Raw genomic sequence first — 23,184 nt, 5'->3', positions numbered from 1 at the left:
AGGGCACGGTCGTCGCGCGCAGTCACTTTGCCCGTGCCCGAATTTCAGGCAGGGCCTTCTGCAGGTAATACGCCATGGACCAGACCGTCATGACGGCCGCAACCCAGATCAACCAGACGCCCCACTGATGGGTGTCGATCACACCCAACAACATACCGTCAAACAACAGGAACGGGATAGCCACCATTTGCACGACCGTTTTCAGCTTGCCGATCATGTGCACTGCCACACTCTTGGATGCGCCGATCTGGGCCATCCATTCACGCAAGGCTGAAATGGCAATTTCGCGGCCAATGATGATGAGCGCCACGAACACATCGGCGCGGCCCAGATGCACCAGAACCAGCACGCAGGCGCACACCAGGAACTTGTCGGCCACCGGGTCCAGGAAGGCGCCGAAGGACGAGACCTGGTTGAGCTTGCGTGCCAGATAGCCATCGAGCCAGTCTGTGGCCGCTGACACCACAAACATGACGGTGGCAATCAGGTTGCGTGTGGCCGGCTCCACCGGCAAGTAAAACACGCCGACGATCAATGGAATCGCAGCAATGCGAGCCCAGGTCATGATGGTGGGAATGGTGAAAAACATGGTCTGATTGTGGCACGGGTTGATGAGGTTTCAGCGATCCCCGATCAATGCAGGGCGCGGTATATCTCTTCCGCCAACTCGCGGGAAATGCCTTCCACCGTGGCAATGTCCTCCACGCCGGCCAGCGCTACACCCCGCACACCACCAAAACGCTGCAGCAATCGGGCGCGGCGTTTTGGCCCGATGCCGGGAATCTCTTCGAGCTTGCCGCCATCTACCCGAACCTTGGCGCGCTTGGCGCGCATGCCCGTGATTGCAAAGCGGTGCGCCTCGTCGCGAATCTGGGCCACCAGCATCAGGGCTGCGGAATCCTTGCCCAGGTAAACCTTGTCGCGTCCGTCGGCAAACACCAGCTCCTCCAGGCCCACCTTACGGCCCTCGCCCTTTTCCACGCCGACGATCAGGGACACATCCAGCTCCAGTTGCTCGAACACCTCGCGCGCCATGCTCACCTGCCCCTTTCCGCCATCTACCAGCACCAGGTCAGGCAAGCGGCCGGTGCCAGCGGGTGTCTGTCCGGTCTGCTTCGCCTCACGCAGAGTCTCAGCAAGTTTTCCATAGCGGCGCAAAAGCACTTGGCGCATCGCCGCGTAGTCGTCTCCGGGCGTGATGCCTTCGATGCCATAGCGGCGGTACTCGGCGTTTTGCATCTTGTGATGATGAAACACCACACACGAAGCCTGGGTGGCTTCCCCCGCGGTGTGTGAGATATCAAAACATTCAATCCGAAGCTCATCCAGGTTATCCAGGGCCAGGTCCAGCGCATCGGCCAGCGCCCGGGTGCGGGCTTGCTGCGACCCTTCTTCGGACAGCAGACGCGCCAATTGCAGACCAGCATTGGTTTGCGCCATCTCCAGCCACAGACGCCGCTGCTCGCGCGGCTGATGCACGGCCGTTACCTTGACGCCACTTTGCAGCGAGAGGGCCTTCAGCAAGCTCTTGTTCACCGGCTCACTCACTACCAGCGAAGGGGGCACCGGCACATGCAGGTAGTGTTGCGCCACGAAGGCCTCCAGAACCTGTGCCTCCACGGACAGGGTATGGGCGGCGGTCTCACCGTCGTCCTCCTGATCGCTATAGATGGCAGCAGCGTCTTCCACGTGCACCGGAAAGTAGGCGCGATCGCCCAGATGGCGCCCGCCACGCACCATGGCCAGGTTCACACAGGCCCGCCCCCCCTGCACTTTGGCAGCCAGAATATCCACATCACGATCCGAGACGTTGTCAACCGATTGCTGGTGCAGCACATTGGAAAGGGCCGCCAGCTGGTTGCGCAGTTCCGCCGCCTGCTCGAATTCCAGTCGATCGGCGTGCGCCATCATGCGCGCCTCCAACGCCTCCATGACCTGGCGCGAATCGCCTTGCAAAAACCGCTCGGCGTTGGCCACATCCTGCGCATAGTCCTGCGCCGAGATATGCCCCACGCAGGGCGCCGAACATCGTTTGATCTGGTATAGCAAACAAGGACGCGTGCGGTTGTTGAACACAGGGTCTTCGCAAGTGCGCAGGCGAAACACTTTTTGCATCAGCAAAATGGCCTCCTTCACCGCCCAGGCGCTGGGATATGGACCGAAGTAGCGGTGCTTTTTTTCCACCGCCCCCCGGTAGTAGGAAACCCGTGGAAAGCTCGTGCCGGGGTTGGATGAGGAGCTGGCGGCCGTCATCTTCAAATACGGATAACTCTTGTCATCCCGAAACAAAATGTTGTACTTGGGATTGAGCGTCTTGATCAGGTTGTTTTCCAGCAGCAGCGCTTCCGCCTCGGAACGCACCACCGTGGTTTCCATGCGCACGATTTTGCTGACCATGTGCCCGATGCGGGTTCCTCCATGGTTTTTCTGGAAGTAGCTGGACACCCGTTTTTTAAGGTTGATGGCCTTGCCCACGTAGAGAACACCATCGTCCGCATCAAAGTAGCGGTAGACACCTGGCAGCGGGGGCAGACCCGCAACATCGCTCAGCAACTGCTCTGGATGTACCGGCACAGCAGGTCGCTGTTCGGGCGTGGTGGATTCAGGCGGCGTGGAATCGGGCAAATCTGGCATAGGGGCATATTGTGGACAATCCCGGGGGTGAAAACCGGAAACCTTTGGGACATCTTCTGCAAAGTCATCGACAACTTTGGTGACATCGGCGTTTGCTGGCGCTTGAGCGCAAGCCTGGCCGCGCGCGGTGAGCGGGTGCGCTTGTGGGTAGACGATGCCAGCGCCTTGGCCTGGATGGCGCCCGAGGGCGCCAACGGGGTGGAGGTCAGGCTCTGGACACGGCCCATTGCAACCCAGGGATTGCCCATGGGCGACATTCTCATTGAAGCCTTTGGCTGCGAAATTGCTCCTGAATTCATAGCATTTTACATAAGCAAGACAAAGACTTCAGGCAAAAAACCTGTATGGATCAATCTGGAATACCTGAGCGCCGAGGGGTATGCAGAACGATCCCACGGACTGCCCTCCCCCGTGATGACTGGACCTGGCGCGGGACTGACCAAGCGCTTTTTTTACCCGGGCTTCAGCGCCAAAACCGGCGGACTGTTGCGCGAGCCCGATCTGGAGGCGCGCCAGGCGGCGTTTGATCGCCCCGCCTGGCTCCAGCGCCAGCTGGGCCTGACGTGCCAGGGCGAACGCCTCGTCTCGCTGTTTTGCTACGAGCCTGCTGCCCTGGGTGAATTGCTGGATCAACTGGCGGCCGCCGGACAGACCGGTCAACGCACGCGGCTGCTGGTCACTGCAGGGCGGGCAACGGCTGCAGTCAAAGCCTACATTTTGAATAAAAATAGCCTCAACCCCTCATGGAATAAGGATAGTTCGCTATTATTTTCATACCTCCCCACACTCACTCAGTATGAGTTCGACCATCTGCTGTGGGCCTGCGAGCTGAACTTTGTTCGCGGGGAAGATTCTCTGGTGCGTGCCTTGTGGGCCGGCAAGCCCTTCGTCTGGCAAATTTATCCCCAGCACGACGATGCACATCACCACAAGCTCGAAGCCTTTTTGGACATGCTGGCAGCCCCTGCATCGCTCAGGGCTTTCCACCGGGCATGGAACAAGCTCGACACCCCCCCCGAGGCCGCTCCTGGATCCGGCCTGCCGCCATTGGCCCTGCCCGAATGGCAGGCAGCGATAAGCACAGCACGAAGTCGGCTATTGCAACAAGACGATCTTGTGACCCAGATCATGCGTTTCTCATAAAAAACCGTTAAAATTCAAGGCTTTGCGAAATTCGACCGGATTTGCTTCCAGTCCATGACGCCTTTGCCGTGTAATCGGCGCTTATTTAGCCGCAGTATTTGCGGCCTACCTTCACACAATCGCTATGAAAATCGCTCAAGACATTCGCGCTGGCAACGTCATCATGCACGGTAAAGATCCCATGGTCGTGCTCAAAACCGAATACAGCCGTGGCGGCCGCAACTCGGCCACCGTGCGCATGAAGCTCAAAAGCCTGATCGCCAACTTCGGCACCGAAGTGGTGTTCAAGGCCGACGACAAGATGGACCAGGTCATTCTGGACAAGAAAGACTGCACCTATTCCTACTTTGCCGACCCCATGTACGTGTGCATGGACGAAGAGTACAACCAGTACGAAGTCGAGTCCGAAAACATGGGCGACTCGCTGAACTACCTCGAAGACGGCATGGCTGTCGAAGTGGTGTTTTACGACGGCAAGGCCATCTCGGTGGAACTGCCTACCAGCGTGGTGCGCGAAATCACCTGGACCGAACCCGCCGTCAAGGGCGACACATCCGGCAAGGTTCTCAAGCCTGCCAAAATTTCCACTGGGTTCGAAATTGGTGTGCCAATTTTCGTGGCGCAAGGCGACAAGGTCGAAATCGACACCCGTACCGGCGAATACCGCAAGCGCGTCTAAGCGCTTTCGTCCTCCGGCGCACAAAAAAAGGCTTCCAAGGAAGCCTTTTTTATTGTTTTCAGGAATGAAGTCGTGGGATCAGCACGCCACTTGCATTTCCTGACCCAAGTCAATGCTGCAGGATTTTATTGAGAAAATCCTTGGTACGAGGCTGGCGATTCTCGGGGTGATTGAAGAACTCTTCCTTGGAGCAGTCTTCAAGAATGCGGCCACCTACATCGATGAAGATGACCCGATTGGCCACTTTGCGAGCGAAGCCCATTTCATGGGTCACCACCATCATGGTCATACCTTCTTTGGCCAGGTTCACCATCACATCAAGCACCTCGCCAACCATCTCGGGGTCCAGCGCCGAGGTGGGTTCGTCGAACAGCATCACGATCGGGTCCATCGACAAGGCGCGCGCAATCGCCACGCGCTGCTGCTGGCCACCCGACAGCTGGCCGGGAAACTTGTCCTTGTGTGCCATCAGGCCCACACGATCGAGCATCTTGAGGCCCCTGACCTTGGCTTCCTCGGCACTGCGGCCCAACACCTTGATCTGGGCAATCGTCAGGTTCTCGGTCACGGACAGGTGCGGAAACAGCTCAAAACTCTGGAACACCATGCCCACACGCGAGCGCAGTTTGGGCAGATCGGTTTTAGCGTCATAAAGGCTCACGCCGTCCACCAGTATCTCGCCTTTCTGGATGGGCTCCAGGCCGTTGACGGTCTTGATCAGTGTGGACTTGCCAGAGCCGGACGGCCCGCAGACCACCACCACATCGCCTTTGCTGATGCTGACCGAGCAGTCATTGAGCACCTGCACGGGACCATACCATTTGGACACGTTTTTAATTTGAATCAATTTGTTCTCCGATGCTTAGCGAACGATGGCAATCTTTGCCTGCAACCGCTTGACGGTCCAGGACAAGCCAAAGCAGATGACGAAATACACCACGGCGGCCAGCAGATAGGCCTCCTCGGGGCGGCCATAAATCTTGCCGGCGTTGGTGAAGCCCTTGAGCAGGTCGTAGGCACCAATGGCATATACCAGCGAAGTATCCTGAAACAGGATGATGGTTTGCGTCAGCAACACCGGCAACATGTTGCGAAAGGCTTGCGGCAACACCACCAGACGCATGTTCTGGCCGTAGGTCATCCCCAGCGCCTGGCCCGCAAAAACCTGCCCGCGTGGAATTGACTGAATGCCGGCCCGCATGATTTCGCTGAAATAGGCCGCTTCGAACGCGATGAAGGTGATGACTGCAGAGTACTCGGCACGATTGTTCGCCCCATTGGGCAGGTAGCTGTAAACCCAGCCCGGCACCAACAGGAAGAACCACAGGATCACCATCACCAGCGGCACCGAGCGCATGCCATCGACATAGATCGTTGCGGGCAACATCAGAATGCGTTTTCCAGACAAGCGCATGAGTGCCAGCACGGTGCCAAAAACAATACCGCCCAGGGTGGCAATGATCGTCAGTTGCACGCTGAAGCGCAGCCCACCCAGCACAAACTTGCTGATGATGTCCCAATTGAGAAAAGTGAGGTCCAAGCCCAGCATATCAGTGCCCCCCACCCGTTGCGCCCGCGACAATGAAGCCGGGTATTCGGACTCTTTTTTCAACCAGGCTGAATATGCGGTTCACGGCAAAGGCAGACAGCGCATAGAGCGCGGTAACCGCCAGGTAGACCTCGATGCCGCGAGAGGTCTCCTCCTGAGCCTGCATTGCGAACATGGTCAGCTCGGCGATTGACACCGCGAACGCCACGGAAGAATTTTTCAGCAGGTTCATGGATTCGCTGGTCAAGGGCGGAAAGATGATGCGAAACGCCATGGGCAGAATTACATAGCGGTAAGTCTGCGCCGTGGTGAAGCCCATGGCCATGCCAGCATAGCGCTGGCCTTTGGGCAAGGCCTGGATGCCTGCACGCACTTGTTCGGCGATACGCGCCGAAGTAAAAAATCCCAGAGCAAACACAACCAGGACAAAACCCGGCACTTGCTGGAACGCGGGAAACATCTTGGGCACGACAAAGTACCAGAGGAAGACCTGCACCAGAAGCGGAATATTGCGAAAGAGTTCAACCCACACATTGGCCAGGCGCACCAGCCACGGGCTGTTTGGCAGCGTGCGCAAGGTGCCCATCAAGGCGCCAATCACCATGGCCACGATCCAGGAGCTGCCGGCCACCGCCAATGTCCAACCCCAGGCGTCCATCATCCACTGAAGGTAGGTACGGCCGCTACCGTCGTCATTCAGAAATACCTGCCAATCCCACGTCATATTGTTCTCCGCAAGGCTTGTGCTGCCACTTGGCAACTGGTGCCTGAGCCCGGGGCATCAGGAAACACACAAAAAAAACCCGCCACCAGATCCATTGCCGGGGCGGGCTCCTGTCAAACTGCCGGCTTACTTCTTGGCGTAGGCTTCCATCGGGTTGTCGTTGGGAGTAGCCCAGGCGGCCTTGATGCTCTCGCTCACCGCCAACCCCACCTTGGTATTCTTGGGAGGAATCGCCTGCATGAACCACTTGTCATAAATCTTGGCAATTTCGCCGGATTTCATCAGATCTTTCAAGATGTCGTCAGCAAGCTTCTTGAAGGCGGGATCATCCTTGCGCAGCATGATCGCGATGGGCTCCACCGAGAGGACCTCGCCCACAATCTTGAAATCCGCCGGATTCTTGGCATTGGCAATGTTGCCGGCCAGGATAGAGCCATCCATCACGAAAGCTTCGGCACGGCCGGATTCCAGCAGCAGGAAACTGTCTGCATGGTCCTTGCCATAAACCTCCTTGAAATCGATGCCATTGGCGCGCTCGTTCTTGCGCAGCGTCTGTACCGAAGTGGTACCGGTGGTGGTGGCCACGTTCTTGCCGTTCAGCTGGACAACACTGTTGATACCCGAAGCCGCCTTGACGACCATGCGCACTTCTTCAACGAAGGTGGTTGCAGCAAAGGCTACATCTTTTTGGCGCGTCGCATTGTTGGTAGTCGAGCCGCACTCGATGTCCACGGTTCCGTTTTGAACGAGCGGAATACGGTTTTGCGAAGTGACCGACTGGTATTTGATCTCGACCTTTTTGCCCACGGTCTTTTCAAGACCGGCGATGATGCGCTGGCACAACTCAACGTGGTACCCCGCGTACTTGCCATCACCCAGTGTGTAGGAGAGTGCGCCCGACGAATCACGCACGCCCATGGTGACGACGCCAGAGGCCTTGACCTTGGCGATGGTGTCCGAGGCCTGCGCATGAGCGCCCGAGGCCACAGCAGCCATGATGGCTAACGCGAGTAACTGCTTTTTCATGATATTTCCTTGTTCCAAAGAGATGATGCTGACCAACAGACGACCAACTGGTCAATCGCCGCAATGTCAAAGTGGAATTTTGCGCCAAGCATCGCGCCCAAACACCCATGACTGCGGAAAATCAAGCCATGTACAGACTTTAACGCGCCTTGATTTCGAAATGTTCGGGGTTTACCCCTGAAGTTTATGCAATAAATGCATGCACTTAGAGAGATGCCGCACATTCGTAAAAGTACGTATTCGCGGGTACCTGCATTAGCCGGCGAGCCCCAAACCGATGTAGGCTAGCGCCATGAACACTGCCCCAGATAAATCGCAGCCCTCCGATGCGCTGCCAGCCCAAAGCCCCAACGCCTCCAACCTGGCCTTGCGCCGCGTGGCAATTGACACTTACCGCGAAAACGTTGCCTATCTGCATCGGGATTGCGCGGTATACCGGGCAGAAGGATTTCAGGCCCTGTCCAAGGTAGAAATTCGCGCCAATGGCCGGCGTATTCTGGCCACACTGAACGTGGTCGATGATCAGGCTATCGTGGGGTGTCATGAACTGGGTTTGTCCGAAGACGCATTTCTGCAACTGGACATCAAGGATGGTCATACGGCTTCGGTATCGCAAGCGGAACCGCCAGAATCCATCGGTGCGCTCTACCGCAAGATTGGCGGCGAACGGCTGACCCGCGAAAACTTCCGGGATATCGTGCGTGACATTGCCGAGCTACGCTACTCCAAAATCGAACTGACAGCTTTTGTGGTGGCAACCAACCGCGATGAACTGGACCGCGAGGAGGTCTACTTTTTGACCGAGGCCATGGTGGCCAGTGGCAGAAAACTCGACTGGCACGAGTCTCTGGTGGTCGACAAGCACTGCATTGGCGGCATTCCCGGCAACCGCACCTCGATGCTGGTGGTGCCGATTGTGGCGGCACACGGCCTGTTGTGCCCAAAGACGTCTTCACGCGCCATTACCTCGCCTGCCGGCACCGCTGACACCATGGAAGTGCTGGCCAATGTGGAACTGCCCTTTGAGCAGCTGGCGGGCATCGTGCGTGATCACCGTGCCTGTCTCGCCTGGGGTGGCACAGCCAACCTGTCTCCGGCCGACGATATTCTGATATCCGTCGAGCGACCGCTGGCGATCGATTCGCCGGGGCAAATGGTCGCCTCGATTCTTTCCAAGAAAATTGCGGCCGGCTCGACCCATCTGGTGCTGGACATTCCCATCGGCCCCAGCGCCAAGGTGCGCTCCATGCCGGAGGCGCAACGCCTGCGCCGACTCTTCGAATACGTGGCCAGGCGCATGGGCCTTTCGCTGGACGTGGTCATCACCGATGGCCGCCAGCCGATCGGCAATGGCATTGGCCCCATGCTGGAAGCCCGCGATGTGATGCGAGTGCTGGAGAACGATCCCCGGGCGCCCAACGACCTGCGGCAAAAATCTTTGCGACTGGCGGGGCGCTTGATTGAATGTCACCCGGACGTGCGCGGTGGAGATGGATTCGCCATTGCGCGCGACATCCTGGACTCGGGCCGGGCATTGAGCAAGATGAACGCCATCATGGCAGCACAAGGCCAGAAGTCTTTCGACCATAACGCGCCCCGGCTGGGCCGCCTGACTTTCGAGGTACGTGCCGGCGAGTCCGGTGTCGTCACCAGCATCGACAACCTGCAGGTCGCACGCATTGCCCGATTGGCGGGCGCACCCAAGGTGATTGGCGCCGGTGTGGACCTGTTCCGCAAGCTCGGTGACGCGGTGGCCACTGGCGACCTTTTGTACCGGGTGCATGCAGAGTACCAAAGCGACCTTGAGTTTGCCCGCCAGGGCTGTGCCAAATCAAACGGCTACGCCCTGGGCCAGGCAAATGCCATACCCCATGTTTTTGTGGAATTCTGATGAGCTCAACACCCGAGTCAAACCCCCTGCTCCTTTGCTTTGAAGACGAGCAGGACAGCGCAGAGCGCATTGCGCAGGCTGGCGGCCTGAACCTCGCCGTCATCGAACGCCACCACTTTCCCGACGGCGAACTGAAGCTGCGCCTGCCAGACAGCCTCCCCTGCCGCGTGGCCATTCTGCGTACGCTTAGCGAGCCTAACGAAAAACTGGTCGAGTTGCTGCTGGCGGCTCAAACCGCACGTGAACTGGGTGCCCATCATCTGACACTGATCGCCCCCTACCTGGCCTACATGCGGCAGGACATTGCGTTTCACCCCGGCGAAGCCATCAGCCAGCGCATCGTTGGACGCTTTCTGGCCAGCCTCTTCAACGCTGTAATTACTGTGGACCCGCATCTGCACCGGGTAGCGACGCTACAGGAGGCCGTGCCGGTGCCGCAGGCGATGGTGCTCAGCGGCGCATATCTGCTGTCGGATCTGATTGCATCGCGCAGACAGAAGCCGATGCTGGTGGGGCCGGACGAAGAGTCGGCGCAGTGGATCGCACTGGCAGCGGCACGCCATGGCTTCGATCACGCGGTTTGCCGCAAGGTGCGACATGGGGACCGGGCGGTGGACGTAGCGCTGCCGGATATTTCAATAGTCGGTCGCCAAGTGGTTTTGCTCGACGATGTGGCCAGTACCGGCCACACCGTTGCACGCGCTGCCACACTGCTGCTGGCAGCGGGCGCTGCTTCGGTCGATGTGGCGGTAACCCATGCGCTGTTCGCCGGCGACGCCCTGGAGGTGATGCACAAGGCCCATGTAGGCGAAGTGTGGAGCACCGACTGCATCAGCCACGCGAGCAACGCAGTCAGCATGGCTGAGCCACTTGCCCAAGCCCTGGCCCAGATCACCGCGACGGCTTAGCCATCACACGCTGCACCTTGCCACTGCGCCCCCGCAGGAGCGTCTGGCCCAATTCCGTCAGTATGCGAATCGGGGCCAAGCCCTGTGTTGCCGCAAAATTTTCCAGCGCGGTACGACAGCGTGCGATCGCAGCGTCGGCCTCAAGCCCCTGCAGATCCAGCCGCAACACCAGGGTGTGATCGCCCTGCTGACGGAGCTGAAAATCGAAAACACCGGCTTCATCCTCCAGCACTGTGGTGAGCGCCATTGGCAGCAGCGTGACCGGATGCCCATCCCGCCCGGCCATGACCAGCGGGTCATCACGCCGCCCCAGCACCTCGATCACCGGCAATGTGGAGCCGCACCGGCAATGCGCCGGGTGGACAGTGATCTGGTCACCTAGGTCATAGCGAATCAGCGGCTGCACGCCATTGGCCAGGTTGGTCAACAACGTGGAATAGGACTGCTGCCCCATCGGCATGGGGCGACCCTTTTCGTCAACCGGCTCCAGAATGACCCAGTCGGCATTGACATGCAGGGCGCCTTCAGCACACTCCCATCCGATGGACATGAACTCCGAGGCGCCGTAGCTGTTGCGCAGCGTGCAGCCCAGCACATGCTCCACCCGACGCCGCACCGATGCGGTCAGCGTCTCTCCACCGGTCCAGACCTCTTTGGGAGAAAAATGCAGGGCACCACGGCTGGCCTCGTCCGCCAGCAGGGCGGCCACTGTGGGATAGGTGGCAATGACGGTGGGCGCAAACGCGTTGAGTTCGCCCATCAGCGCCGGGGTCGACTGCAAAATAGAGAAGCAACGCATTGATTGCGCCAGCCAAGGGTTGAGCGCGCGCAACCTCTGCAGACTCACCAGGCTGGCGAAATGGCCGCTGGTAGCGCCCACGAAGGCGATGCGCTCGGTCAACAACAGGGGATCAAACCAGCGCTGCAGGGTTCGCGGCACGCCGCGCCGCAATGCCTCCAATGCATCAAAGACGGCCATGGTGCGCGCGTCCTGCACAAAAATGCCAGCCTGGTGGCTGGTACCCGAACTTTCCCAAACCAGGTACTTGCCCAGATACGCCTCGCCAATGCGCGAAGGGTCGGCGATAAAGGATCGAAGCTCGGCCAGCTTCAATTGCGGATCAGTTACCCAGTCGTCAAATCGCGCCATCAATTCAGCGCGCGAGACCACGGGCAAGTCACCCAGAACCGTGTTGGCCAAGGTCTTGCCTTGCAATCGCTCGCGGTAAAACTTCGAATCCTGCGCGGCCACCGCCAGCAGTTGTGCCAGCCTGGCTTTCTGACGTGCCTTGATCGCGTCCGAATGGGCCCGCCCGCTGGCGAGCACGTCCAGCGCCACAGCGCCCAGGCGCAGCGGATCAAACACCAGGCTCATGCACCAGTCGCTGTCTTGGGCATTCCTACTGTCTGCGCCAGCAAGACCTCGTTGTCAGCATCCAGCCCCATGGCTTGCGCGAGCGCGCCACGATCGAACCAGGCGCGAATCACGGTGGACAAGCCCGCAGACGCACAGTACAAATAAACGTTTTGTGCCATGGCACCGGCCGCCACCGACGCGTAGGATTCGCGCTGCGCGGCAGGTATCAACTTCATGCGCCGATGATCTGCCACGTACACCAGATCCATCGGCGCGGTATCCACAAAATCCTGATAACCGGTGACCCGCCGCACATCGGTCGCGCTCACCAGATGCAGCACATGCTTCTCGGGTTCGTAGCGGTACAGACCACCTGGCAGCGTCACATACACATCCACCTCCTGAGCGTTCATGGCACTGGGTGCCGTGCGTCCGCCCAGTGCCGGACGATTGATACCGCCAGCGGCCCACAACAGATCAGAGAGCTTCTGCCCCGGCAATGGAGCCGGATCGAATTCCCGTTGCGACTGCCTCAGTTGCAAAGCCTGCATCAACGGCAAGCCGCCCTGTGTCTTTGCAGCACGCAGCTTGATGGTCGCGGCTGAATCGCCCTCCGCGGGCTCGGGCTTAAGCTGCCCCATCAGTCCAAGTGCAAGCTTCGTCAAGGTGTTCATCGTCCGGTCCTCCTGTCAAGCATGCTAGGCCGACACGAGGGCACGGCCATTGAGGCAGATCAAAGGCACCCGAGAGCGCTGCACCTTCTGATTCTTGATTTTTGTCACGCAATGCCCCGGGGCGCTGACTACCATTCGAACCGAGTTTCAATCACATTGGAGGGATACCATGAACGAGATGAGCACAGCCCACAAAGACAAATTGATGAGCGACTTGCGGGTGGTGATTGCCGACGCCGAGGAGTTGCTGCGCATGACGGCCGATCAGGCTGGAGAAGGCGCCGCAGACGTGCGCAGCCGGGTTCAGGCCAGAATGGAACGGGCCAAGTCGGAACTGGTGCATTTGCAGGAAGTGGCCGTGAACAAAGCCCGCGCCGTCGGCCAGGCGACCGATCATTTCGTGCATGACAATCCCTGGCGTTCGATTGGCATCGCGGTCGGCGTGGGGCTGGTGACCGGGTTGCTGATCGCTCGTCGCTGACCTCGCGCCGGTCATGGCCGAACCCGTCCAGCACAGCGGCCTCTTCGCCTCCTTGCGCCGCTTGCTGGCCACCGCGCTGGAGATGGCGCAGGTGCGGCTGGAAATCATCTCCACCGAGGTCGAGTTGGAGAAACGCCGGATCTTTGACGGTCTGCTTTGGGGTGCACTGGCGTTGCTGTTTCTCGGCTTAGGCTTGGTGATGCTATGCGGTCTGGTCATCCTGATGTTCTGGGAGGGCTACAGGATGACTGCATTGGGCCTCATGATGCTGCTTTTTCTTGCCACAGGAGCCTTGCTGATGCAGCAGGCGCGGCACCGTTTACGCAATGCAACAGGCATGCTCGAGACAACTCTGGCCGAACTGAAGCAGGATCGCGTCGGAATGCCAACATTGAGCCCACATGAACCACAGTGATCTGCTCCTGCGTCAGCAGCGTTTGCAGATGCGCTCTGCCCAGCTGCGCAGGACACTGGCCAGCCAGACGCAGGTTTTCAAAACACCGCTGGCTGTCGCGGATCAGGTGCGCGCAGGCCTGCAATGGCTGCAGCACAACCCGCAGTGGCCGCTGGGTGCGGTGCTGGTGCTGGTCGCGCTTCGACCACGGCGCGTGGTGGTTTGGGGTAGCCGTCTGTGGTGGACCTGGAGGACCTTCGAAAAAGTGCGAAACTGGGCGCTGTCGATGCCATCCCTAAAGCCTTAACCCCAAACCATTCACTGGGTGGTTGCACCCCAGAATGCTGCACCCGGATCAACGCCTGACTATGAGCACCCCTAAAAAGAACACCCGTTCCGTCCCACGGGCCCCCATCACCAAGGCAGAAGAATCACCCACCCAGCGACTTGACCGGCTGGTGCACGCCGCAGCCGCACCCTTGACCGGCGGACTCTCCCCCGTGTCCCTTTCCCTTGCCATGGCCGACTGGGCCTGGCACCTGGGCGTGTCACCGGGACGTCAACTCGAACTCGCCGCCCTCGCTGCGAAGCTTTGCACCGACACCATCAAGGCCGACGGCGTTATTCCGGGCGATGCGGGTCCGGCCGACGACGACCCACGTTTTCGTCACGAGGCCTGGGCCACCTGGCCGTTCAGTCAGCTGCGCACCGGCTTTCGCAATACCGAGACCTTCTGGCACGAAGCCGCGCAGGTGAGCGGGATGACTGCCCACCATGCCAACATGACCCAGTTCTTCGCTCGCCAATGGCTGGGCATGATGACCCCGGCCAACTGGCTGACCACCAACCCGGTGGTCCTGCGCGATGCGATCGAATCGGGTGGCACGCATTTACTCAAGGGTGCGCAGAACTGGCTGCAGGATGTCTCGGGCCTTCAGACGCCAGAGGACCTGGCTACCGCCCAACGTTTTCAGGTCGGGCGCGACGTGGCAACGACACCCGGCCAGGTGGTTTACCGCAACCGCCTGATCGAGCTGATTCGCTATGAGGCACAAAGCGACAAGGTTCACCCCGAGCCGGTACTGGTGGTTCCTTCGTGGATCATGAAGTACTACATCCTTGACCTGTCGCCCCACAACTCGATGGTTCGCTATCTGGTCGAACAGGGGCATACCGTGTACATGCTCTCCTGGCGCAATCCGAAAGCTTCAGACCATGATCTGTCCATGGACGACTACCTGCGCCTGGGTGTGCTGGATGCACTGCGCGCTGTCGGATCCCTGAGCGGCAAGGCCCGGGGTGTGCATGCCATGGGCTATTGCCTGGGTGGCACGCTGCTGGCCATTGCCGCTGCAGCGCTGGGCCGCGCGGGTGGCATGTCCGACACCAAAGCCCTGCCGCCACTCAAAAGCCTGACACTGCTGGCCGCGCAGACCGATTTTTCGGAGCCGGGTGAACTGGGCCTGTTCATCGATGAAAGCCAGGTGGGATTTTTGGACAACATCACGCGTGGCAAGGGTTATCTCACCGGCGAACAGATGGCGGGCTCGTTCCAGTTTCTGCACTCGCGCGATCTGATCTGGACCCGGCGCATGCGTGAATACCTGATGGGTGAACGCGAGCAGCAAAATGACCTGATGGCCTGGAACGCCGACACCACCCGCATGCCGGCCCGTATGCACCACGAGTACCTCACCTCGCTGTACCTGCACAACGCCCTGGCTACCAGCGCCTACCGGGTTGAAGGCCGTGCCGTGTCGTTGGCCGATATTCGCATGCCTGTGTTCATGGTTGGCACCCAGCGCGACCACGTGTCGCCCTGGCCCTCGGTCTACAAGCTGCACCATTTGTGCGACGCCGAAATCACCTTCGTACTGACCAGCGGCGGCCACAATGCCGGCATCATTTCCGAGCCGGGGCACCTCAATCGCAGCTACCAGATCGACACCCGACCCGCCGGTGGCGCATGGGTCGAACATGACCAGTGGGCCGCACAGGCAGCCACCCGCGAGGGTTCATGGTGGCCCGCCTGGCACCATTGGCTTGGCGCACATTCAGGACGCAAGTTGGCCGCAACGCCCATTCCGGCCCAAGCCATCCTCGGCCCGGCACCGGGAGACTATGTGATGCAGCGTTACAAGGATTGAAATCGCACACAATCGCATCCATGGAAAAAATTGAACCGACTCCCCAGCTCCTGACCGAACGTCGCCTGGCCGACGCTTGGGCAGAGCTGCAAAATCATGCATCGCAGGGCAACGCCCTGGAAGCAGACGCCTACCGCCTGGCCTTTGCCGATCCTGAGTTTTTACTGCGACGCGAAACCCGCGGCATCCGCTTTCAGCTGGAGATGCTCAAACCCGACCTGGACCAAACCGAGCAAGGCATTGAAAACACGATTGTGGTGTTTGGCAGTGCCCGCTTCCCCGCACCTGAAGATGCCAAAGTTGCGCTGCAACAGGCACAAGACAGCGGGGACGCCAGCGCGCTGGCGGTGGCCCAGCGTCAGGTGCGCAACGCCCATTTCTACGATCAGGCGCGTCTGTTTGCCCGCCTCGTGGCCGGCTACAGCATGCACCGGCGCCCCGAAGAACGCCTGTTCATCGCCACCGGCGGCGGCCCCGGCATCATGGAGGCCGCCAACCGCGGCGCGCACGAGCTGGGTGTGCCCAGCGTGGGCCTGAACATCGCCCTGCCCCATGAACAAGGCGCCAACCCCTACATCACGCCCACTCTGAGCTTCAAGTTCCATTACTTTGCCCTGCGCAAGATGCACTTCATGATGCGGGCCAAGGCACTGGTCGCATTTCCTGGCGGGTTTGGCACCCTTGATGAGCTGTTTGAAGTGATTACGCTGGTACAGACGCGCAAATCGAAGCCCGTACCCATCGTACTGTTTGGCACAGCGTATTGGAAGCGGCTGTTCAACTTTGATGTGCTGGTGGAAGAAGGCGCCATCTCGCCCGAAGACCTCCAACTGGTCACCTACGTGGACACCCCCGAGGCCGCCTGGGACGCCATTCGCCAGTTTTACGCGCTGTAAGCGGGCGGGTCAGCTTCGCTCGGTCTCGGCGTCGCTGTCAAAGTCCTTGTCCATCGGAATCAGCGCCTGCACCTGGGTCTCTGGCAGCGCTTCCACTTTCTTCAGCGCACGGCCCATGGCCCGGCTGCGCGTCTCGGCACTGTCCAGCGTGTTGAGCACCGTTTGCGTCTGCGACTTCACCTTGGCCAGCACATCGCCAAACTTGCCAAACTCGGTCTTGACCGCGCCCAGCACCTGCCACACCTCGCTGGAGCGCTTTTCCAGTGTGAGCGTGCGAAAGCCCATCTGTAGAGAACTGAGCATGGCCAGTAGCGTGGTCGGCCCAGCCAGCGTGATGCGGTGCTCGCGCTGCAGCGCCTCCATCAGGCCGGGGCGGCGCAGCACCTCGGCATAAAGGCCTTCGGTCGGCAGAAACAAAATCGCAAAGTCGGTGGTGTGCGGCGGCTCCACGTATTTCTCGCTGATGGATTTGGCCTCCAGCCGGATGCGAATCTCCAGCGCCTTGCCCGCCGCCTCGGCCCCCGGCACATCGGCCCGACCCTGTGCATCGAGCAGGCGCTCGTAATCTTCATTCGGAAACTTGGCGTCAATTGGCAGCCACAAGGGCTCGCCATGGTCAGACCGGCCGGGCAGCTTGATGGCAAAGTCCACCACGTTTTTGCTACCCGGGCGCGTGGCCACCTGCGCCGCGTACTGGTCGGCCACAAACACCTGCTCCAGCAACGACGCCAGTTGCGCCTCGCCAAAAATGCCGCGTGTCTTCACGTTGGTCAGCAGGTGCTTGAGGTCGCCCACGCCCTGCGCCAGCGTCTGCATCTCCCCCAGACCCTTGTGCACCTGCTCCAGCCGGTCTGCCACCTGCTTGAAGCTCTCGCCCAGGCGGGTTTGCAGCGTGGCCTGCAGTTTTTCGTCGACTGTGGCGCGCATCTCGTCGAGCTTGGTGGCGTTGGTGGTTTGCAGTTGCACCAGCTGCTTCTCCAGTGTCTCGCGCACTTCGTTCAGGCGCCGCGCGTTGGACTCGCTCAAACCCGAGAGCTGGTTGTTGAGCGTGTCAGAAAGCGTCTTCTGCAGCAGCGCCAATTGCTGGCCAAAGGCGTCAATCTGGGTGTTTTGTGTGCGTGTGGCTTCGGCCCCTTGTTGCACCAGCGCCTGCTGGAAGGTGGCCAGGTTTTGCGTCAACTCCTGGCGCCCGCCACGCGATGACTCGCTGATCTCGCGGCGCAGTTCACGCTCCAGCTGCTGCATGCGCTCGGACGTGCTTTTGACTGCCAGCAGCACCTCGGCCTGGGCCTGCTGCGCCGGCCCACTGTCCACCCGGCGCAATGCCATCCACAACAACAGCAACACATTCACCACACCCAGGGCCACCACCGACCACAACACCATATTGTTCAAACCAGATTCCTCCATCCCTCTATTGTTGTGCAAAACAAGACTGACTCCACTCAAACCAGCCCCCGTCGTACACGCTGATGTTGTCCCACCCCATCAGCCACGCATAGTAAAAAGCCAGGGAAGCGCGCCAGCCTGTCCCGCAATAGAAGGCTGTCTGCAAGTCAGCATGAATGCCCTCCTGGCGCCAAAACTGAAGAATGTCGCTGACGGGCAGCAGCGTGCCATCAGGCCGGTGGAAGGCGCTCATATCGTTCACATCAGCGCCCACACTGCTGCCAGCGTGTCCCCAAAGTGCCCCCGAAATATCGCCCTTGGCCTGGATGTAGCTGTAGCCGGATGTCTTGCCAGTGAATTCATCCCAGCTCCGAATGCTGACAAGTGCCCCACCCGGCTGCAACAAAAGTGCATGTGCCTGGTGCAAGTCAGTCATGAAATGCGGATTGCCGGGAAATGGAACACCAAACTCTGTGGCGCTCGGGTAGCTCTGTGGCGCACCTGCGGCACATGGCAGCCCGGCGCGCTGCCATGCATCAAAGCCGCCATCTAACAAGCGAACGTCTTCAACACCCGCATACAACATCAAATGCGCCGCCCGCGCCGCCGCAGCCATGTTACGGCTGTACAGAATGACCGTGGTGTCGTGGCGGATACCTATGTCCAGCAGCAGCTGTAGCAACAGGTCGTCAGCGACCTTGTTCCAAAGCGGCCCATCTTCCAGGCAATGCGTGTCCAGATAGGCGGCGCCGGGTATGTGACTCTGCTCATAAGCATCAGGGGCACCGAAGTCCACCTCAAAAAGACGCCAGTTTCCAGTCGGTGCGGCCATCACCTCATCGCCGGCCAAGAGGCTGTGGAGCCAATGCGGGGATATGAGTTGTTGCCAACGAACGAGGTCGTCGCGGAAAAAGGGCTTTGTGTTCAAGGTTGTTTCGAGATCGTCCCGGAAAGGGATCCTGGAATTGACTCCATTTTGACCGAGCTTGCCCGAACCTGATGCAGCGCCGCTAAACCATCTGTACACCGGTTGATAATCTGCGCAAAGGCACCGTTGCCGCACGAAATCTCTGCCCATGAAAACCGCACTCCTCATCATCGACGTCCAGCAAGGTTTGTGCGAAGGCGAACATCAGGCGTTCGAGTCACAAGCCGTCATTGGCCGGATCAACCGTGTGTCCGCAAAAGCACGTGTCGCAGACGCAATTGTCATCTTCATACAGCACGAGGGCAAAGCAGGGTATCTGGAGTTTGGGACCGATGACTGGCAACTTGCTCATGGCCTGCAGGTGGAGCCCACAGACCTGCGCCTGCGCAAAACCACCCCGGACTCATTCCACCGCACCGAGTTGGAGGCTGTCCTGAAACGGCACGCCGTTACCCATCTGGTCATTTGCGGCATGCATACCGAGTTTTGTGTAGACACAACCACGCGCAGAGCGCTGGCCTTGGCTTACCCGGTCGTCCTGGTGGAAGACGGCCATACAACAGAAAGCAACGCACACTTGACCGCAGCGCAGATTATTCAGCACCACAATGTGACGTTAACGAACATCAGCAGCTTCGGACCCAGGGCCCAGACTGTCACCAGCGAGGATTTGCGTATCGATTTCTGAAGCAATCCATTCGTCTTGAATAACGGAAAAAACCTCTACTCCCCTCCGTGAAATAAGCATCATTAGCTACTATTTTTATAGCGAATTGGATTCACCAGGATAGCGCCCCTCATCCCATCAACCCAGAGGACCGAAACGTGGCACATCACTACACAGCCGAAACGATATGGCGCCGAGGCGAGCAGCCTTTTACCGACGACCGCTACAGCCGGGAACACATCCTGCGCTTTGACGGCGGCCTGGAGGTGCCCGGCTCGTCATCGCCGCACATGGTTCCGCTGCCGTTTTCAGTGGAAGCGGCAGTTGATCCAGAGGAAGCCTTTGTCTCTGCGCTGTCCAGTTGCCATATGCTGTGGTTCTTGTCCATCGCAGCCAAGCGGGGCTACAGGGTTGACTCGTATCACGACCAGGCCGTTGGCCTCATGCAGAGAAATGCCAACAAAAAAATGGCGATGACCCAGGTGACATTGAGACCGGAAGTCGTTTTTTCCGGTGACTCGGTACCCGCGCCAGCGATCATTCTGGAGATGCACCATAAAGCCCATGACGAATGCTTTATCGCCAACTCGGTCAAAACCGAGGTGCTGGTGGAGCCGCGCTTTAGTTAGAGATTTCCAACCGACCATGAGCAGCCTTTCTCTCACCCGTGACAAAATTTACAAAACGGTAGCCCGCCAGCTGCATGGTGTGGTGCCCTGCTGGGTATGCGGCGAGCATGTGCCGCATGCGGCGGCAACGCTGGAGCACATCAAACCGCGCAGCGAGGGTGGCAGCAGCCATACCGACAACCTGGCCATCAGCCACGACCGCTGCAACAACCAACGCCACATCCAGCCCAAGCGGGAGAGCTCGCCGTGACACCTCTGTCGCTGAGCCCGCTCAATGCGCAGGTGTGCCGCGTGCTGACTGTGCAAGGTGAGCATGTAGGCAACCTGAAGCTGATTGGCGCAAGCTGGAAGTTCAAGGCCGTCGGCTATGACGCCCAGGGCGACATCCTGCCCGGGGGCGGACCGCTGACCGATCGCCACAACATGACTTTCTCGACGCTTGACGTGTGCGAGATCAATGCCAGGCTGACGGTCTGAGCTAGAGTCGTGACCGATCCGAATCGGTCGATGGCTTGCAGGAGGACTCTCGATGCGTCGCTGGCTGAACATGATCGCCACCCGCCAACCAGCCCGGCGCATTGCGCTGGATGCCGGCATGCACGCGCTGGCCGGGCTGGCGGATTTACTGCCGGACATGAAAGAACGCATGGCCGGCTGCGAGTTGATCGAGGATGTCGAATACGCGCGTCATGGCGCTCTGCCATTGCGGCTCGATATCCTGCGCCCCAAAGGGCCGGGGCCTCATTCGGTGCTGATTTATCTGCATGGCGGCGCCTTTGCCATTGGCTCCCGGCGCACCCATCGGGCGCTGGCGGTGGCGTATGCCTCGCGGGGTTATCTGGTGTGCAATGTGGATTACCGATTGGCACCGGAACACCCCTTTCCTGCCGCCCTGGAAGATGCCTGCGCTGCCTGGTTGTGGGCGGCAGATCATGTGGATAGCTATGGCGGCAACCCCAAGCTCATGGCACTGGCAGGTGAATCCGCCGGGGCCAATCTGGCGCTGGCCGTCACGCTGGCTTGTTGCACGGCTCGCCCTGAAGCCTTTGCCGCACGCGTGTTCGAGCGCGGCTTGCACCCGGTGGCTGCCCTGCTGTACTGCGGCTTTTTACAGACCAGCATGCCCGCACGCTACCAACGCGCCGATGTATCGGCCCTGGCAGCGCGCATTGCCATCGACGCCGCCAACTCCTACCTGGGCGAAGCGGCCAGCCAGCCCGGCCCGCAACACGCACTGGCCGACCCCCTGTGTGTGGTCGAAGCCATGAGCCATGCGCCCGGCTTTCCACCGATATTCATTGCCGCTGGCCTGGCGGACCCGGTGGCAGAAGATTCCAGACGGCTCGAACAAGCCCTGGAGCGGCTGCATTCGCCTTGCAGCGCGCACTACTACCCCGGCGAAACCCACGCGTTTCATGTGATGTTCTGGCGCGAGCAGGCTGTTCGGTGCTGGCGCGACAGCTTTGCGTTTTTGGGGAAATACTTGTCGGGTAACGCAGCGCCGCCATAACCGACCCGTCACTTGTCCGGCTTGTTGGTGTGGCCCTGTTCGTGTTGAATGCCTGTCAGAAATATTGTGTGCGGGAGATTTTTCTTGAACGGGCAATTCACTATCTAGAATGCAGGCATGACTTATCCCAACACCCAACTCTTCATCGCCGGCGTCTGGCGCGATGCCTCTGACGGCAAAACCATCGCTGTGTTCAACCCCGCTACGGGCAAGGAAATCGGCCGCGTGGCGCACGCCGGCATTGCCGACCTCGACCTGGCACTGGCCGCAGCGCAAAAGGGCTTTGAGTCCTGGCGCGACATGCCGGCCATTGAGCGCGCCAGGATCATGCGCAAGGCAGCCGGCCTGATGCGCGAGCGCGCAGGCGCCATTGCGGCCCTGCTTACGCAGGAGCAGGGCAAGCCGCTGGTCGAAGCCAAAGGCGAGGCCATGGCCGCGGCCGACATCATTGACTGGTTTGCCGACGAAGGCCAGCGCGTCTATGGCCGCCTCGTGCCCTCGCGCGGCAATCTGGCCATGCGCCAGATGGTGCTGAAAGACCCGGTGGGTCCGGTGGCCGCCTTTACGCCATGGAACTTCCCCATCAATCAGGTGGTGCGCAAGATGGCCGCGGCGCTGGCCGCAGGCTGCTCCATGATCGTCAAAGCCGCTGAAGAAACCCCGGCCGCACCGGCCGAGTTGATTCGCGCATTTGCTGACGCGGGCGCGCCTGTCGGCGTGCTGGGCCTGGTCTATGGCGACCCGGCAGAGATTTCCAACTACCTGATACCGCATCCCGTCATTCGCAAGATCACCTTCACCGGTTCTACGCCGGTCGGCAAACAGCTGGCTGCGCTGGCTGGCAAGCACATGAAGCGAGTGACCATGGAGCTCGGTGGCCATGCCCCGGTGATCGTGGCTGAAGACGCCGATGTGGCGCTGGCCGTCAAGGCCGCCGGCGCTGCCAAATTTCGTAACGCCGGGCAAGTGTGCATTTCGCCCACGCGCTTTCTGGTTCACGAGAGCATTGCGAAAGAATTCACGGCAGCAATGGTCACGTATTCACAGACACTGAAGGTTGGCGACGGCGCCGTCGAGGGCACGCAGATGGGCCCGCTGGCCAACCCGCGCCGCGTGACGGCCATGGCCGAGTTCACGCAAGATGCCATCAAGCATGGTGCCACCGTGGCACATGGCGGTGCGCGCATCGGAGACGCCGGCAACTTCTGGCAGCCCACGGTGCTGGCTGATGTGCCGCTGCACGCCAAGGTATTCAACGACGAGCCTTTTGGGCCCATGGCCGCCATCCGCAGCTTCAACACACTGGAGGATGCAATCAGCGAAGCCAATCGCTTGCCTTTCGGTTTGGCTGGTTACGCGTTCACCCGCTCGCTCAAAAACGCTGACCTGCTCACGCGCCGCATGGAAGTCGGCATGCTGTGGATCAACATGCCCGCCATGCCCTCCGCCGAGATGCCGTTTGGTGGCATCAAGGACTCAGGCTACGGCTCTGAAGGCGGGCCGGAGGCGATGGAGGCGTACCTCAATACGCGTGCTGTCGCAGTCATGAACGTTTAGT

General features: G+C 60.0%; 25 protein-coding genes. 15 read left to right on the top strand and 10 right to left on the bottom strand.

Going from position 1 to position 23,184, the window contains the following annotated elements:
• Positions 1-22 precede the first annotated feature (22 nt).
• Positions 23-589 (bottom strand): CDP-diacylglycerol--glycerol-3-phosphate 3-phosphatidyltransferase, encoded by a 567-nt coding sequence (gene pgsA, locus IV109_RS18130; RefSeq protein WP_296700155.1) that lies wholly within the window; start codon positions 587-589, stop codon positions 23-25.
• 44 nt (positions 590-633) lie between these two features.
• On the bottom strand, positions 634-2,634 hold the full coding sequence (uvrC, locus tag IV109_RS18125) for an excinuclease ABC subunit UvrC (RefSeq protein WP_296700153.1): 2,001 nt from the start codon (positions 2,632-2,634) through the stop codon (positions 634-636).
• 27 nt (positions 2,635-2,661) lie between these two features.
• Between uvrC and earP the strand changes: the two genes are divergently transcribed.
• Positions 2,662-3,777, top strand: coding sequence for an elongation factor P maturation arginine rhamnosyltransferase EarP (gene earP / locus IV109_RS18120; RefSeq protein ID WP_296700150.1), 1,116 nt, complete (start codon positions 2,662-2,664; stop codon positions 3,775-3,777).
• Between the two features lie 124 nt (positions 3,778-3,901).
• Positions 3,902-4,456 (top strand): elongation factor P, encoded by a 555-nt coding sequence (gene efp, locus IV109_RS18115; RefSeq protein ID WP_296700148.1) that lies wholly within the window; start codon positions 3,902-3,904, stop codon positions 4,454-4,456.
• 109 nt (positions 4,457-4,565) lie between these two features.
• On the opposite strand, the gene IV109_RS18110 is transcribed toward efp, so the two are convergent.
• From IV109_RS18110 to IV109_RS18095, 4 genes are all read right to left on the bottom strand, one after another.
• Positions 4,566-5,303, bottom strand: a complete 738-nt coding sequence (locus tag IV109_RS18110) for an amino acid ABC transporter ATP-binding protein (RefSeq protein WP_296700146.1) — start codon at positions 5,301-5,303, stop codon at positions 4,566-4,568.
• Between the two features lie 15 nt (positions 5,304-5,318).
• Positions 5,319-6,005: an amino acid ABC transporter permease gene (locus IV109_RS18105; RefSeq protein ID WP_296700143.1), complete on the bottom strand. Its 687-nt coding sequence runs from the start codon at positions 6,003-6,005 to the stop codon at positions 5,319-5,321.
• A gap of 1 nt (position 6,006) precedes the next feature.
• On the bottom strand, positions 6,007-6,729 hold the full coding sequence (locus IV109_RS18100; protein WP_296700141.1) for an amino acid ABC transporter permease: 723 nt from the start codon (positions 6,727-6,729) through the stop codon (positions 6,007-6,009).
• Between the two features lie 126 nt (positions 6,730-6,855).
• Positions 6,856-7,755: an amino acid ABC transporter substrate-binding protein gene (locus tag IV109_RS18095; protein ID WP_296700140.1), complete on the bottom strand. Its 900-nt coding sequence runs from the start codon at positions 7,753-7,755 to the stop codon at positions 6,856-6,858.
• 292 nt (positions 7,756-8,047) lie between these two features.
• On the opposite strand from IV109_RS18095, the gene IV109_RS18090 reads away from it, so the two are divergent.
• Positions 8,048-9,646, top strand: coding sequence for a thymidine phosphorylase family protein (locus IV109_RS18090; RefSeq protein ID WP_296700135.1), 1,599 nt, complete (start codon positions 8,048-8,050; stop codon positions 9,644-9,646).
• The gene (locus IV109_RS18085; protein ID WP_296700133.1) at positions 9,646-10,554 is read left to right on the top strand and encodes a ribose-phosphate diphosphokinase; all 909 of its coding nucleotides are present in this window, start codon (positions 9,646-9,648) and stop codon (positions 10,552-10,554) included. Before IV109_RS18090 ends, IV109_RS18085 begins: the two co-directional genes overlap by 1 nt.
• Here the strand turns inward: IV109_RS18085 and IV109_RS18080 are convergent.
• Together IV109_RS18080 and IV109_RS18075 are read right to left on the bottom strand one after the other, a co-directional pair.
• Positions 10,538-11,929: a phenylacetate--CoA ligase family protein gene (locus tag IV109_RS18080; protein WP_296700130.1), complete on the bottom strand. Its 1,392-nt coding sequence runs from the start codon at positions 11,927-11,929 to the stop codon at positions 10,538-10,540. The two genes, IV109_RS18085 and IV109_RS18080, sit on opposite strands and share 17 nt — an antisense overlap.
• A complete protein-coding gene (locus tag IV109_RS18075; protein WP_296700128.1) occupies positions 11,926-12,585 on the bottom strand; it encodes a SagB/ThcOx family dehydrogenase in 660 nt (219 codons plus the stop codon). The genes IV109_RS18080 and IV109_RS18075 overlap by 4 nt, the downstream gene beginning before the upstream one ends.
• A 169-nt stretch (positions 12,586-12,754) precedes the next feature.
• Between IV109_RS18075 and IV109_RS18070 the strand changes: the two genes are divergently transcribed.
• From IV109_RS18070 to IV109_RS18050, 5 genes are all read left to right on the top strand, one after another.
• Positions 12,755-13,066, top strand: coding sequence for a DUF883 family protein (locus IV109_RS18070; protein WP_296700126.1), 312 nt, complete (start codon positions 12,755-12,757; stop codon positions 13,064-13,066).
• A 13-nt stretch (positions 13,067-13,079) separates the two neighbouring features.
• The gene (locus tag IV109_RS18065) at positions 13,080-13,481 is read left to right on the top strand and encodes a phage holin family protein (RefSeq protein WP_296700123.1); all 402 of its coding nucleotides are present in this window, start codon (positions 13,080-13,082) and stop codon (positions 13,479-13,481) included.
• Complete coding sequence (locus IV109_RS18060; protein ID WP_296700120.1) at positions 13,468-13,767, top strand: YqjK-like family protein; 300 nt, start codon at positions 13,468-13,470, stop codon at positions 13,765-13,767. The genes IV109_RS18065 and IV109_RS18060 overlap by 14 nt, the downstream gene beginning before the upstream one ends.
• A 61-nt stretch (positions 13,768-13,828) precedes the next feature.
• Complete coding sequence (locus IV109_RS18055) at positions 13,829-15,607, top strand: alpha/beta fold hydrolase (RefSeq protein ID WP_296700116.1); 1,779 nt, start codon at positions 13,829-13,831, stop codon at positions 15,605-15,607.
• Between the two features lie 20 nt (positions 15,608-15,627).
• Entirely contained in the window at positions 15,628-16,503 is an 876-nt protein-coding gene (locus IV109_RS18050) for a TIGR00730 family Rossman fold protein (RefSeq protein WP_296700112.1), read from the top strand.
• Between the two features lie 9 nt (positions 16,504-16,512).
• Here IV109_RS18050 and rmuC read toward each other — a convergent pair whose 3' ends face one another.
• Positions 16,513-17,889 (bottom strand): DNA recombination protein RmuC, encoded by a 1,377-nt coding sequence (gene rmuC, locus IV109_RS18045; RefSeq protein WP_296700379.1) that lies wholly within the window; start codon positions 17,887-17,889, stop codon positions 16,513-16,515.
• A gap of 28 nt (positions 17,890-17,917) precedes the next feature.
• On the bottom strand, positions 17,918-18,820 hold the full coding sequence (locus IV109_RS18040) for a rhodanese-like domain-containing protein (RefSeq protein WP_296700108.1): 903 nt from the start codon (positions 18,818-18,820) through the stop codon (positions 17,918-17,920).
• 148 nt (positions 18,821-18,968) lie between these two features.
• Between IV109_RS18040 and IV109_RS18035 the strand changes: the two genes are divergently transcribed.
• The 6 genes from IV109_RS18035 (at position 18,969) to IV109_RS18010 (ending at position 23,183) form a co-directional block, all read left to right on the top strand.
• A complete protein-coding gene (locus IV109_RS18035; RefSeq protein ID WP_296700103.1) occupies positions 18,969-19,508 on the top strand; it encodes a cysteine hydrolase family protein in 540 nt (179 codons plus the stop codon).
• 137 nt (positions 19,509-19,645) lie between these two features.
• A complete protein-coding gene (locus tag IV109_RS18030; protein WP_296700097.1) occupies positions 19,646-20,116 on the top strand; it encodes an OsmC family protein in 471 nt (156 codons plus the stop codon).
• A 16-nt stretch (positions 20,117-20,132) separates the two neighbouring features.
• Positions 20,133-20,366 (top strand): HNH endonuclease signature motif containing protein, encoded by a 234-nt coding sequence (locus IV109_RS18025; RefSeq protein WP_296700092.1) that lies wholly within the window; start codon positions 20,133-20,135, stop codon positions 20,364-20,366.
• On the top strand, positions 20,363-20,593 hold the full coding sequence (locus IV109_RS18020; RefSeq protein ID WP_296700089.1) for a hypothetical protein: 231 nt from the start codon (positions 20,363-20,365) through the stop codon (positions 20,591-20,593). The genes IV109_RS18025 and IV109_RS18020 overlap by 4 nt, the downstream gene beginning before the upstream one ends.
• Before the next feature lie 52 nt (positions 20,594-20,645).
• A complete protein-coding gene (locus IV109_RS18015) occupies positions 20,646-21,626 on the top strand; it encodes an alpha/beta hydrolase fold domain-containing protein (protein WP_296700085.1) in 981 nt (326 codons plus the stop codon).
• Between the two features lie 117 nt (positions 21,627-21,743).
• Positions 21,744-23,183: an NAD-dependent succinate-semialdehyde dehydrogenase gene (locus IV109_RS18010; protein WP_296700081.1), complete on the top strand. Its 1,440-nt coding sequence runs from the start codon at positions 21,744-21,746 to the stop codon at positions 23,181-23,183.
• Position 23,184 lies beyond the last annotated feature (1 nt).

The sequence above is a fragment of the Rhodoferax sp. genome (assembly GCF_018780565.1).
Classification (GTDB): domain Bacteria; phylum Pseudomonadota; class Gammaproteobacteria; order Burkholderiales; family Burkholderiaceae_C; genus Rhodoferax.
This window is presented reverse-complemented; position numbering and strand designations above follow the sequence as displayed.

What these genes read in the sequence shown, in the direction of transcription:
- IV109_RS18080 (WP_296700130.1), bottom strand. Translation starts at nt 11,929, where the DNA reads ATGAGCCTGGTGTTTGATCCGCTGCGCCTGGGCGCTGTGGCGCTGGAC.
- IV109_RS18070 (WP_296700126.1), top strand. Translation starts at nt 12,755, where the DNA reads ATGAACGAGATGAGCACAGCCCACAAAGACAAATTGATGAGCGACTTG.
- IV109_RS18035 (WP_296700103.1), top strand. Translation starts at nt 18,969, where the DNA reads ATGAAAACCGCACTCCTCATCATCGACGTCCAGCAAGGTTTGTGCGAA.
- IV109_RS18090 (WP_296700135.1), top strand. Translation starts at nt 8,048, where the DNA reads ATGAACACTGCCCCAGATAAATCGCAGCCCTCCGATGCGCTGCCAGCC.
- IV109_RS18095 (WP_296700140.1), bottom strand. Translation starts at nt 7,755, where the DNA reads ATGAAAAAGCAGTTACTCGCGTTAGCCATCATGGCTGCTGTGGCCTCG.
- IV109_RS18075 (WP_296700128.1), bottom strand. Translation starts at nt 12,585, where the DNA reads ATGAACACCTTGACGAAGCTTGCACTTGGACTGATGGGGCAGCTTAAG.
- IV109_RS18055 (WP_296700116.1), top strand. Translation starts at nt 13,829, where the DNA reads ATGAGCACCCCTAAAAAGAACACCCGTTCCGTCCCACGGGCCCCCATC.
- pgsA (WP_296700155.1), bottom strand. Translation starts at nt 589, where the DNA reads ATGTTTTTCACCATTCCCACCATCATGACCTGGGCTCGCATTGCTGCG.
- IV109_RS18050 (WP_296700112.1), top strand. Translation starts at nt 15,628, where the DNA reads ATGGAAAAAATTGAACCGACTCCCCAGCTCCTGACCGAACGTCGCCTG.
- IV109_RS18065 (WP_296700123.1), top strand. Translation starts at nt 13,080, where the DNA reads ATGGCCGAACCCGTCCAGCACAGCGGCCTCTTCGCCTCCTTGCGCCGC.
- IV109_RS18010 (WP_296700081.1), top strand. Translation starts at nt 21,744, where the DNA reads ATGACTTATCCCAACACCCAACTCTTCATCGCCGGCGTCTGGCGCGAT.
- IV109_RS18025 (WP_296700092.1), top strand. Translation starts at nt 20,133, where the DNA reads ATGAGCAGCCTTTCTCTCACCCGTGACAAAATTTACAAAACGGTAGCC.
- IV109_RS18060 (WP_296700120.1), top strand. Translation starts at nt 13,468, where the DNA reads ATGAACCACAGTGATCTGCTCCTGCGTCAGCAGCGTTTGCAGATGCGC.
- IV109_RS18085 (WP_296700133.1), top strand. Translation starts at nt 9,646, where the DNA reads ATGAGCTCAACACCCGAGTCAAACCCCCTGCTCCTTTGCTTTGAAGAC.
- IV109_RS18105 (WP_296700143.1), bottom strand. Translation starts at nt 6,005, where the DNA reads ATGCTGGGCTTGGACCTCACTTTTCTCAATTGGGACATCATCAGCAAG.
- efp (WP_296700148.1), top strand. Translation starts at nt 3,902, where the DNA reads ATGAAAATCGCTCAAGACATTCGCGCTGGCAACGTCATCATGCACGGT.
- IV109_RS18100 (WP_296700141.1), bottom strand. Translation starts at nt 6,729, where the DNA reads ATGACGTGGGATTGGCAGGTATTTCTGAATGACGACGGTAGCGGCCGT.
- uvrC (WP_296700153.1), bottom strand. Translation starts at nt 2,634, where the DNA reads ATGCCAGATTTGCCCGATTCCACGCCGCCTGAATCCACCACGCCCGAA.
- IV109_RS18015 (WP_296700085.1), top strand. Translation starts at nt 20,646, where the DNA reads ATGCGTCGCTGGCTGAACATGATCGCCACCCGCCAACCAGCCCGGCGC.
- rmuC (WP_296700379.1), bottom strand. Translation starts at nt 17,889, where the DNA reads ATGGTGTTGTGGTCGGTGGTGGCCCTGGGTGTGGTGAATGTGTTGCTG.